Genomic DNA, 10,410 nt, shown 5'->3' with positions numbered 1-10,410 from the left:
CTGGGCCCTCTTTTGCTTGATGGTAGGCTACGCCCAGGGACTCTCTACTCTGGTGGGGGACTATCTTAAGGAGTCGGGGCATTGCTTTGCTTGGACACTCTTCATTTATATCGTAACTTATTCATCGGACTTGATATGACAAGGAGGCTAAAGAGTCGACTTCTATAGAGAGAGCAATCCTAAAAATCTCCCCCCAAGAGCCTTGGAGGGAGATGATACTCAAAATATACCAACTAAGAGCTAATCCAAAACAGCGTTTCTAGCTGTAGGAACCTACATGATGCTCATAGTTCACCCGGAACGTGGGTTGGATTTTTCCTTGAATGCGGCTCCAATATTTTCCAGAATCAGCAGTTAAACCGACTTCTGTGGCTAAACGGCCGAGCATGGCTTGTTGACGGGTTTTGATGCTGCGATCGCGAGAAATCATTAAAGCTCTGGCTGTTTCTGCTACCGATCCAGCCATCGATGCTGCCGCAGCAACCACTGGGGTAACTGGTGCTACCTCTGGAATAGCTTGCGGTGCTTTGACTTCACTGCCGACATGATAGCTCAATCCACGATATTTGAGATCCAGGTTGGTTTGCATCACTGGTGCTTTCTTGATGTTGCGGAACCGCCATTCTAAACCGCGATAGGTTCCACCAACCTTTTCTTCTCCCATTTCGATAGTGGGAGGATTGTAATTATAGGTAAGTCCGCGATAACAAAGTTCCATAGCTTTCGCCTCCTAAGATAATCAAACTCGCTTTGTTTCATCGTTAACAGAGGCGCGTTCCTTCAGGATTTCTCCTTACTTCCGTCTTACTCGACAAACGAAGTAAAGTAAGATGAACGATTTATCTTTAACTTTCTGTAGTCTAATATACGGTTTTGCAAAATGTCCAGCATTCGCAACAAAACTTTACATTTCTTCGGTTAAGGGAAACTCAGCAAACAACTGCCAACGTTGACCGTTATGGCGTAGGAGGGTCAGACTAGAAGCGATAAACTTACCTTGAAACGAACGATGCTCAAAATTGGGCCAGGCTTGGCGGAAGTTCTTGGGGGTTAAGTCCCGAAAGGCAACGGTGACATGGGGGGTAAAGGAGGGATGGCAGGACCGTTTGATGGAGGGGAGGGTACTTTGAAGATGGTGGATCAAGGCAGATTGCAGGGCCATCAGTTCAGGGGTTTTGACCACATTAATATAGATGACCTTAGGGGGAAAGGCCGCGAACCCGTCGAGTTGAATGGGGATGGAGAAAACATTACCCACAAAGTCTTCTAAGGACTCTTCCACCTGTTGGATGTTGCCGGGTTCCCACTCAAACGGCGGTTGTAGGGTAATATGGGCAGGAGAATTAAAGGCTTTGCGACTCTGGTAGCGATCGCTAAACTCCTGCTTAATCTGCTCCACTTCCTCCTGAAGCCCAGAGGGAACCACAAGAGCCACAAAAAAACGCTCTATTTTGCTATTCATCGCTAAAATAAAAAAGAATCACCCAAAAATCATAACTCTTCTTCGATCATGCCTTGGTTTGCCAAAATCGAATCTGGAATCGTTGATAAAGCGACATTCGATCGATATGTTCCCGCCCACAAAGCCTTTGTTCAAGACCTCGTGAATAAAGGACATAAAGCCCGGAGTGGATATTGGCGCAGACGAGGCGGTGGCATGTTAGTATTTGAAGCCGAATCTTGGGAAGAAGCAGAGGCGATCGTTGAGCAAGATCCCTTGATTCTTAACCATTGTGTCACCTACGATCTCTATGAATGGTGTATTGTTGTTGAGTAATGAGTAAAGTATAGTACATTTAATCTCGCTCTAGCCTATCCCCCTTAAAAAGAGAACCAATTAGAGAAAGTCCGGCTGTCTCAAAGGAATGGAGAGGGATAAACTCGTAGAAAAAGCCTCCCTTCCCAAGAGGGATTTACGGGGATGGAGCGGTTGGAAAATAATGTATGTCGAGGAAAAACTATGGCTAAAACAGGCAGTGGACATAAAATCTTAAGTGATAACCGGCAAGCACGATACTTATATGAAATATTAGAAACCTATGAAGCCGGAATTGAACTGCGGGGAACCGAAGTCAAATCAATTCGCGAAGGACGGGTTAATCTTCGGGATGGCTATGTGTTAATTCGCAATCAAGAAGCCGTCTTACTCAATGTGCATATCTCTCCCCACAAAACCACAGGGAATTACTTTAACCATGACCCCTTACGAACCCGCAGATTGTTATTACATAAAGAAGAAATTCGTAAACTCATCGGTAAAGTGGAACAGAAAGGCTTAACCTTAATTCCCCTCAAGCTTTACTTAAAAGAAGGATGGGTGAAAGTGGCTGTTGGTTTAGGTCGAGGGAAAAAACTCCATGATAAACGGGAAGACATAAAACGCCGTGACGATCAACGGCAAATTCAACGAGCAATGAAAAACTTTTAGTACATTCTTATCGTGCTTCTTGCTAGGCAATAGGCTTGTATTGCTTAGGGTCTAAGGGTTAAAACTGTACTCCATAGAAAAGAGAATTGCTATATGTGTATAGAAACCCATATCCCCCTATTAGAATCCATTCTTGGTGAGTGGAAATCCGCGATCGGCAGTCAATACGAGCCATATAGAAACCATGTCTATCGAGTATTGAATTTCTGCTTTATTTTTCATAATTGCCAGGAGGACGATCGAGAAAAGTTAATTATTGCTGGCTGTTTTCACGATCTAGGGATTTGGCCGGATGATACGGTGGACTATTTACCGCCATCGATTGAATTAGCTCAAACTTACCTCAAAAATCAAGGTAAAGAGTCATGGTCAACGGAAATTTCGCTAATGATCGATTTACACCACAAATTTACCCGTGTTCGTAACTGCGAGTATCCGTTAGTGGAAGTGTTTAGAAAAGGAGATTGGGTGGATGTATCTCAGGGGTGGCGCTCGTTTGGCTTACCGAGAATTTATATTAAAGAAGTCTTGAAAACCTTTCCTAATCTTGGCTTTCATCAAAACTTGTTGCGCTTAACTAAAGAAGAATTTAAGCACAATCCCCTTAACCCATTACCGATGATGAAGTGGTAATAATTTATGTCCAAGAGCACGATTTCCATTAGTGAGATTCAATTGGTAAGCTCATCTCTATTAATTCTCATTAATATGGGATTATCGGTGGGTTTGCGGTTAGGATTAGAGAAAACGTTAGCGATCGCCACGATTCGCATGGTCGTCCAGCTATTATTAATTGGATATGTCCTCAATTGGCTGTTTTCCTTATCGAATCCGATCGCCATTTTACTACTGGCTATCCTAATGACCAGCATCGCGGGAATGTCTGGCGTTAACCGCACCTCAAGGCGATTTGTGGGTATCTATTGGTGCTCCTTCCTCTCCATTTTAGTGGCTGCGTTCTTCATTACCCAATTCTCTATCCTGGCTGTAATTCAAGTCACTCCCTGGTACAATCCCCAATATTTAATTCCCCTATTGGGTATGATTTTAGGTAATGCTTTGAATGGAGTGTCGTTAGGGTTAGAGCAGTTTATGGAGAGTTTAGTGACGAATCAAGGCAAAATTGAAACTCTTCTGAGCTTAGGAGCAACCCGATGGGAAGCCACCCATGCCGAAGTCAAACAAGCCGTTAGGCGCGGCATGATTCCCATCATTAACTCGATGATGGTGATGGGAGTGGTCAGTTTACCCGGGATGATGACCGGTCAAATTTTAGCCGGAGCCAGCCCCTTAGATGCAGTGCGGTATCAAATTATCATTGTCTTTGCGATCGCCTCTGGAAGTGCATTAGGAACTCTCGGTGTTGTCCTGCTCGCCTGGCAAGCGCTGTTAAGTCCCTCCCATCAGCTTAGACTCAATAAATTAATCAAAGTAAAACCCTAAAGAGCGGCTCAGTTTGATAAAATCTCTAAACCTTTTCTTCCCTATCCCGATTCGTTCTCAAAACCATGACTCAAAACCGCGAACCCTTGAAAAGTCTTGTTCTTTACCACCTCTTCAAGTGGTCTGTGGTCAGTCCCATGCTGCATGTGTATTTTCAAGGTCAGATTTATGGGGCTGAAAACGTTCCCCAGGAGGGGCCTTTAGTCATTGTCAGTAACCATGCCAGTTATTTCGATCCCCCCATTCTTTCCAACTGCGTGCGGCGACCGGTCGCTTTTATGGCTAAGGAAGAATTATTTAAAGTTCCCGTATTAAAACAAGCTATCCGCTTATATGGAGCCTATCCCGTTGAACGAGCAGCCGCCGATCGCAGTGCCATTCGTAATGCCCTATCTGCTTTAGAGGAAGGCTGGGCGACAGGATTATTTTTACAAGGTACTCGGACTCCAGACGGTCGCATTAGTGCGCCAAAATTAGGCGCAGCGATGATTGCAGCTAAAGCTGGAGCGCCCCTATTACCGATTAGTTTATGGGGTACAGAAAACATCCTCGTTAAAGAGACTCCTCTCCCGCGCTCTGTTCCGATTACCGTCCGTATTGGCTCTGCGATTGATCCGCCAAAAACAACCAAACGAGCAGAGTTAGAGCGAGTGACCGAAGTCTGTAAAGATGCTATCCATGCACTCCATGACTTAGGACGGTAGAATAAGCAGGTGCAAAATTAGAATGGATAACCTCAAATATGGAAGACATTAGGGAACGTCTCACGCAAGAAGTGGATCGGGCGCAATGGCAATGGCTCAAGCCTCATATTGCTAGGGATAATGTGGTAGTGGTGACTCAAGGATTAGATTTAGTCGATGTCGGAGTAGCGATCGCGACGGATCAACTCACTTCCGTACAACACTGGATTAGCGAACAATTGATCACTAAACCCACCCTCGAACAATTAAATCATTGGGAGCGTGTTGAAGATCAACAGTTTGAGGCTCTTATTGTCCAACCCTATGTTCTCGTGCAAGAAGCCTAGGGTTCTATGAAAGTTTAAAAATTCGTGAGGATAGAAAAATGAACGCCATTTTCTTGCCAACTCTCGCCGTCAGAGGAAAGGGAAGTTAGGGGGATACCCCAGTCTACTCGAGCTATGAAGCGATCGCTCATCCGCCAAGATAATCCTAAACCCGTTCCAGCTAAGAAGTTTTCTTCCAGGTCTAAATCCTGTTCATTCCAGCCGACCCCAAGATCAATAAAGGGAATCAGATGTAAAATTCCTTGCACCCTGGGAACTCGCACCACAGGCAGTTGCACTTCTGCTGAGAATAAGGCTCCATTATCCGTCAGTAGAGCTTCTTGACGATATCCACGTACAGTGTCTACCCCACCTAGTCCCATTTGCTCCAAAGGAACCAGAGGGCGATCGGCTAGTTGGATATCGGTACGAACAATCGATAGCATATCAGGAGCCAACAAATGCACCCACTGTCCTTGTCCCCGCCAAGTGTAAAAATTACTGTCAGGAGGAGCTTCGTTACGGCTGGCATTAAAGAGTTGATTTAAACCGAAACTAAATTGCGATCGCAAACTGACAACATCCCGTTCGCTCCGGGTTGTCCATTCCTGAAAAAAACGCAGAGCAGCAATACGGGTGCTACCGCGATCGTCGGCTCCAGGAGAAAGGGGAAAAGGCCCAATATCATCCAGCTCTAATTCCGTTTGACTATCTTGCCAAGAAAACGTCAATCCTAGGGCAAGTTCTTGTCGAGTCGTCCGAATAAGTGGCTGGCGATAACTGACTCTATAGTAGTTAGAGGCAGAAGTGATCCCCAGGCGATCGAAAGGCTCTGTAATCACACGGCTACGACTAATGCCAAACCCAGCACTCAAGGTTCCATTGCTGGCATTCAAGGGCAAAGTATAATTGAAATCAAAAATATTGCTGCCATCCGTATTCGTATAAATACCGAGAATTTTATCCCCCAAACCCGTTAAGTTGCCTTCCTCGATCAGCAATTGTCGGCGAAACGTACCCACACTAGGAACGCGAGCATTATCCAGATTAGTAGTAATCGTAAAACTATCAGCTTCCGTAACCGTGACCACCAATATGCGGGTTTGTGGGCTACTCCCCGCTTGCAGTTCACCGGTAATGCTCTCTATAAGAGGATCGAAGCGCAACAGTTGCATCCCTTCTAATACGCGGTTGATATTGAGTGGAGGGGAACCCACCAAAGCGAGGCGACTACGAATATAGTTAGAACTAAGGCGACGCACTCCAATGACTTCAATCGATTCTAAACTACCTTCAATAACCTGAATTTTTAGCGTCCCATCAGTTATTCTCTGTAGAGGAAAAATCGCTCCAGAAGAAATGTAACCCTCACGGCTATAAAGTTCAGCAATAACTGACCGGATTTTTAACAGTTCAACCAAGGTTAACTCTTGTTGGAGAAAAGAGGCAAGTGCTTCTGTTAACTCCTCATTACTAAAGACTGTATTCCCCTCAATTTCAAATCTCTCAATCCAAAAACTACTTTCTCCTTCCGACGGTATGATTTCTGAGTCTTCTGGAGATTCAGGAGGAATCAGGATCTCTTCTGGAAGGGGTAGAGGTTCACTCGGTAGTGGCGGTTGAGGGATGGGAGGAGTAATGCGCTGGCTAATTCTTATTCCTAAAGAATCCAGGGGTAAGAGGGAGGCAGGAGACTCAGTTAGAGCGATCGCATCTGCAATCATTGGACTAGATTTCCGATAAGCAAGAACGGGTCTTGGACTGACCTCTAATAGCACCACAGTTGCTAAAAAAAGACCTATTTTACGGCTAAATTGAACTCGATTAAGCATAAATTATAACCAGGATACTTTTTGGTGCGTTATCCCCCTCCCTTCGACTCCGCTCAGGGCCAGTGGGATCGAGTGTAGTCTAGCAGTAAATTCTTGCTTTCACAATGTTTTTCTATCTCAGAAAAGCTAAACAGATCAAACTCAATTGATAGATAAATATTAGATAAGGTATTATTCTCCGGAGAATTAAAACCCCAAGAAACCAGCACTCATCTACTAAAGCCGCCTTTCTCAACTTTACGGATTGGGAGTACAACAACGAGAGGAATGAAGAATATTGGTGTTGTTAATCCTTAATAAAGGTTAATTATTTACTTGACAATCATGCTATCTAGATATAGGTTCGATGCAAAGCGTTTCATCTGGAGCATAGCTATGCAACGGACTTGGCTCACTCTTTCAACGACACTGGTTGCTGCGACTTTTGCCTTTACAGCTTCACCCACCTTCGCTCAGGTAGTTCCTGATGGCTCATTGGGGACGAGGGTAAATGGAAATCCCCATTTTATGATTGATGGAGGAACAACTGCGGGACAGAATTTGTTTCATAGTTTCCGGGAGTTCTCAGTTCCTTTTGGGGGTTCGGCAGTGTTCCAGAATAGTCCTAATATTCAAAATATCTTTAGTCGGGTGACTGGAGGGAATCAATCCTTTATTAATGGGTTGATTGAAGCACAAGGAACAGCAAATCTATTCCTGATTAATCCGGCAGGAATTCGGTTTGGTTCGGGAGCGCAGTTGAGGTTGGGTGGGTCGTTTTTTGGCACAACAGCCGATCGGATTATCTTTAATGATGGGGTAGTATTCAATACGAACGACCCAAGTGAGGAACCTTTATTGACCATTAATTCTCCGATTGGGTTAAATTTTAATCTGGATAATCCAGCTCCCATTCAGGTAGAAGGAGAAGGACATGGGTTGACGATTAGAAGTATTCGGACCTCTCCAGTAGACCGCAGCGAGGCCAATCCTGGGTTGGAGGTAAGTTCGGGAAATACTTTAGCCTTAATTGGGGGAGAAGTGAACTTAGTTGGGGGAGTAGTTAGAGCGCCCGAAGGACATATTGCTCTAGTGGGGGTGGGTGAAGGACAAGTGAGTTTAACCTCTGTGGAGAGAGGATGGCGATTGGGATATGAGGGAGTAGAACGTTTTGGGGACATTAATTTATCACAACAGGCCGCAGTGGATGCCAGTGGCTTAGGACGCGGTTCCATTGAGATGGTGGGACGGCAAGTGCGGCTCACAGGAGGGTCAGCAGGATTGATTCAAAATAGGGGTTCAAGTCCTGCGGGTGACTTAACGGTGAAGGCGAGTGAGATGTTGGAAGTTAGTGGAACTGATGTAGAACAGACATTTCCAAGTCTCTTATTTAATGAAACGGTCAGTGAGGGAGCAGGAGGGCAAACGAATATTTCTACGGGAAACCTGTTGCTATCAGGAGGAGGAATTATACATAACAAAACCTATGGCACCGGGGATGGAGGGGATGTATCGGTCAGTGCGGCTAATGGAGTAGAAGTGAATGGTTTTGCCAGTGACAATCCAAATATTTTCAGTAGTTTGGTTGCTGTGACAGCAGGAGAAGGTAATGCCGGGAATCTGAGCATTGAGACTCAAGACTTAAGCCTTCTGGATGGAGGGAATATCAGCAATAGCACTCTAGGTAGGGGGCAAGCTGGAAACGTTACTATTAATGCTTCTGAATCCATTACATTGATTGGATTTATTCCTGTAAGTTTAAGACGAACTGTTCTCAGTAATGCAACAGCTACTGAAGCAAAGGGAGGAACAACATTAGTAAACACTTCTAGATTGGTCATTAGAGATGGGGCAACGATTAGTGCCTCAACAGTGGCTGAGGGATCGGCAGGAAACTTAACGATCAACGCTACGGATTCTATAGAAGTCAGTGGTATTGGCGAGACAGAAGATGGGCAACTTCGAGCTGAAATCCTATCAGATGCTCCGATTTTACCAGAAGTGTTTCGTCAAGCAACAGGACTTCCCGATCTCCCTTCTGGAGATGCAGGTAGTTTAACCATTAACACCCCTCGCTTAACTGTTTCTGATGGTGGAAGAGTGGGTGTAGGAAATCAAGGAACTGGCACAGCAGGTGACCTCCAAATTCAAGCTAACCGTATTGAAGTTACCAACGAAGGACAAATTACCACTGCAACTGCTTCCGGTGGGGGGGGTAAGATTGATCTGCAAGTGGGGGATGTACTATTAGTCCGTAATCAAGGCTTAATTTCCACGGAAGTGGGAGAAGTAGGGGTGCAAAGTCAAACCCTGTCTGCGAATTCTGGCAATATAACGATTAATGGTAATCTGATTCAACTGCTCAATAAAGGAGAAATCACGGTTCGCAACAACGGAACCGGAAATGCAGGCGACCTAACGATTCAAGCGGTACGTCTAGAATTAAGCGATGAAGGGAAAGTTACCGCGACCACTACCCTGGGACAAGGGGGAGATATTGACCTGACGGTTGCTGATGTACTGCTCATTCAACGGGAAGGCTTAATTTCTGCGGGTGCTTTAGCCAATGAAGGGGAAGAGATATCGGGAAATGCGGGGCAAATTACGATTCGAGGCAACCAGGTGCAACTGCTGAATGAGGGAGAAATCACAGTTCGTAATCAAGGCACTGGCAATGCGGGGGACTTACAACTACAAGCCTATCGTCTAGAATTACGCGATGGCGGACGGTTAACGGCAGAAACGGCTTCGGGTGAAGGGGGGAATATTGAACTCAGAGTGGGTGATGTCCTCCTCTTGCGCAATGGCGGGTTGATTTCTACGGAAGCCGGAGGTGCAGGCAATGGGGGAGATATTACGATTAACAGTCCCTTTGTGTTTGCCATTTCTGAAGAAAACAGTGATATCGTTGCCAATGCGTTTGAAGGGAATGGGGGCAATATTAATATTTTTAGTAACAGTATCTTGGGCTTAGAATTCCGGGAAGACTTAACCCCGTTGAGCGATATTACGGCTAGTTCCCAGTTTGGACTCAGTGGGACAGTCACCATTTCTAACCTCAATGTCAATCCCACCGAACAGGATACTGAATTAGAATCAGAAGTGATTGACCCAGAGACCATCATTGTTCAAGGGTGCGATGCGGTAGGCGATAGTCGTTTTGTGGTCAGTGGACGGGGAGGAACGCCAGAAAATCCCCGCATCAGACGCTCTGGTGTAACTACCTGGCATGATATCCGCGACCCTGCTCCTTACATGGAGAGAACAGCCAGACAACGACCTCAACCCGTACCTCCGATTATCGAGGCTAATGCAGCCAGACGGCTGTCCGATGGCACGATGGAACTGTATGTAGACTGGTCAAAGCCAGTACGCTATTTCCGTGGGGGCAATCATCAGGGGGTTTGCCCGTAACCATTAATGAGGATTCGCTGATTGCGTTCCCTGAGCGGAGTCGAAGGGAGCAGGGGCTAGAAACCCAGTCTCTGCCTAGTGGCGATCGCCGGGTTTCTTCTATCTTCAGGGGGGCATATTGACAAAATGGGTAGATGCGAGTTTTTAACTTGCCCCTCGTATCTACTGATATCAAGTCCGATGAATAAGTTACGATATAAATGAAGAGTGTCCAAGCAAAGCAATGCCCCGACTCCTTAAGATAGTCCCCCACCAGAGTAGAGAGTCCCTGGGCGTAGCCTACCATCAAGCAAAAGAGGGCCCAG

At 45.6% G+C, this 10,410-nt stretch carries 10 protein-coding genes and 1 riboswitch; of the genes, 7 read left to right on the top strand and 3 right to left on the bottom strand.

Annotated elements, in window-relative coordinates:
- Positions 1-259: 259 nt before the first annotated feature.
- Positions 260-718, bottom strand: coding sequence for a DUF4278 domain-containing protein (locus PN466_RS25780; RefSeq protein ID WP_278003177.1), 459 nt, complete (start codon positions 716-718; stop codon positions 260-262).
- Positions 719-769: 51 nt separating this feature from the next.
- Positions 770-839, bottom strand: a riboswitch (Glutamine riboswitch).
- Positions 840-904: 65 nt separating this feature from the next.
- Positions 905-1,462, bottom strand: a complete 558-nt coding sequence (locus tag PN466_RS21215) for a 2'-5' RNA ligase family protein (protein ID WP_271943614.1) — start codon at positions 1,460-1,462, stop codon at positions 905-907.
- 48 nt (positions 1,463-1,510) lie between these two features.
- Between PN466_RS21215 and PN466_RS21210 the strand changes: the two genes are divergently transcribed.
- The 6 genes from PN466_RS21210 to PN466_RS21185 all read left to right on the top strand — a co-directional run bounded on the left by PN466_RS21210 (position 1,511) and on the right by PN466_RS21185 (position 4,901).
- Positions 1,511-1,777 carry a YciI family protein gene (locus tag PN466_RS21210; RefSeq protein WP_271943611.1) on the top strand — a complete coding sequence of 89 codons (267 nt, stop codon included), beginning with the start codon at positions 1,511-1,513 and terminating at the stop codon, positions 1,775-1,777.
- A gap of 183 nt (positions 1,778-1,960) precedes the next feature.
- The gene (gene smpB / locus PN466_RS21205) at positions 1,961-2,428 is read left to right on the top strand and encodes an SsrA-binding protein SmpB (protein ID WP_271943609.1); all 468 of its coding nucleotides are present in this window, start codon (positions 1,961-1,963) and stop codon (positions 2,426-2,428) included.
- 93 nt (positions 2,429-2,521) lie between these two features.
- Positions 2,522-3,061, top strand: coding sequence for a hypothetical protein (locus PN466_RS21200; protein WP_271943606.1), 540 nt, complete (start codon positions 2,522-2,524; stop codon positions 3,059-3,061).
- 6 nt (positions 3,062-3,067) lie between these two features.
- Positions 3,068-3,871, top strand: coding sequence for an ABC transporter permease (locus tag PN466_RS21195; protein WP_271943603.1), 804 nt, complete (start codon positions 3,068-3,070; stop codon positions 3,869-3,871).
- Between the two features lie 65 nt (positions 3,872-3,936).
- Complete coding sequence (locus tag PN466_RS21190; RefSeq protein ID WP_271943600.1) at positions 3,937-4,575, top strand: lysophospholipid acyltransferase family protein; 639 nt, start codon at positions 3,937-3,939, stop codon at positions 4,573-4,575.
- A gap of 38 nt (positions 4,576-4,613) precedes the next feature.
- Complete coding sequence (locus PN466_RS21185) at positions 4,614-4,901, top strand: DUF2288 domain-containing protein (protein ID WP_271943598.1); 288 nt, start codon at positions 4,614-4,616, stop codon at positions 4,899-4,901.
- 14 nt (positions 4,902-4,915) lie between these two features.
- Here PN466_RS21185 and PN466_RS21180 read toward each other — a convergent pair whose 3' ends face one another.
- Complete coding sequence (locus tag PN466_RS21180) at positions 4,916-6,712, bottom strand: ShlB/FhaC/HecB family hemolysin secretion/activation protein (RefSeq protein WP_271943596.1); 1,797 nt, start codon at positions 6,710-6,712, stop codon at positions 4,916-4,918.
- A 375-nt stretch (positions 6,713-7,087) separates the two neighbouring features.
- Here PN466_RS21180 and PN466_RS21175 point away from each other — a divergent pair, with 375 nt between their 5' ends.
- Entirely contained in the window at positions 7,088-10,105 is a 3,018-nt protein-coding gene (locus PN466_RS21175; protein ID WP_271943593.1) for a beta strand repeat-containing protein, read from the top strand.
- Positions 10,106-10,410 lie beyond the last annotated feature (305 nt).

It is taken from the genome of Roseofilum reptotaenium CS-1145, assembly GCF_028330985.1.
GTDB lineage: Bacteria > Cyanobacteriota > Cyanobacteriia > Cyanobacteriales > Desertifilaceae > Roseofilum > Roseofilum reptotaenium.
Note: the sequence above shows the minus strand (reverse complement) of the source record. Positions and strands in the feature narration are given on the sequence as shown.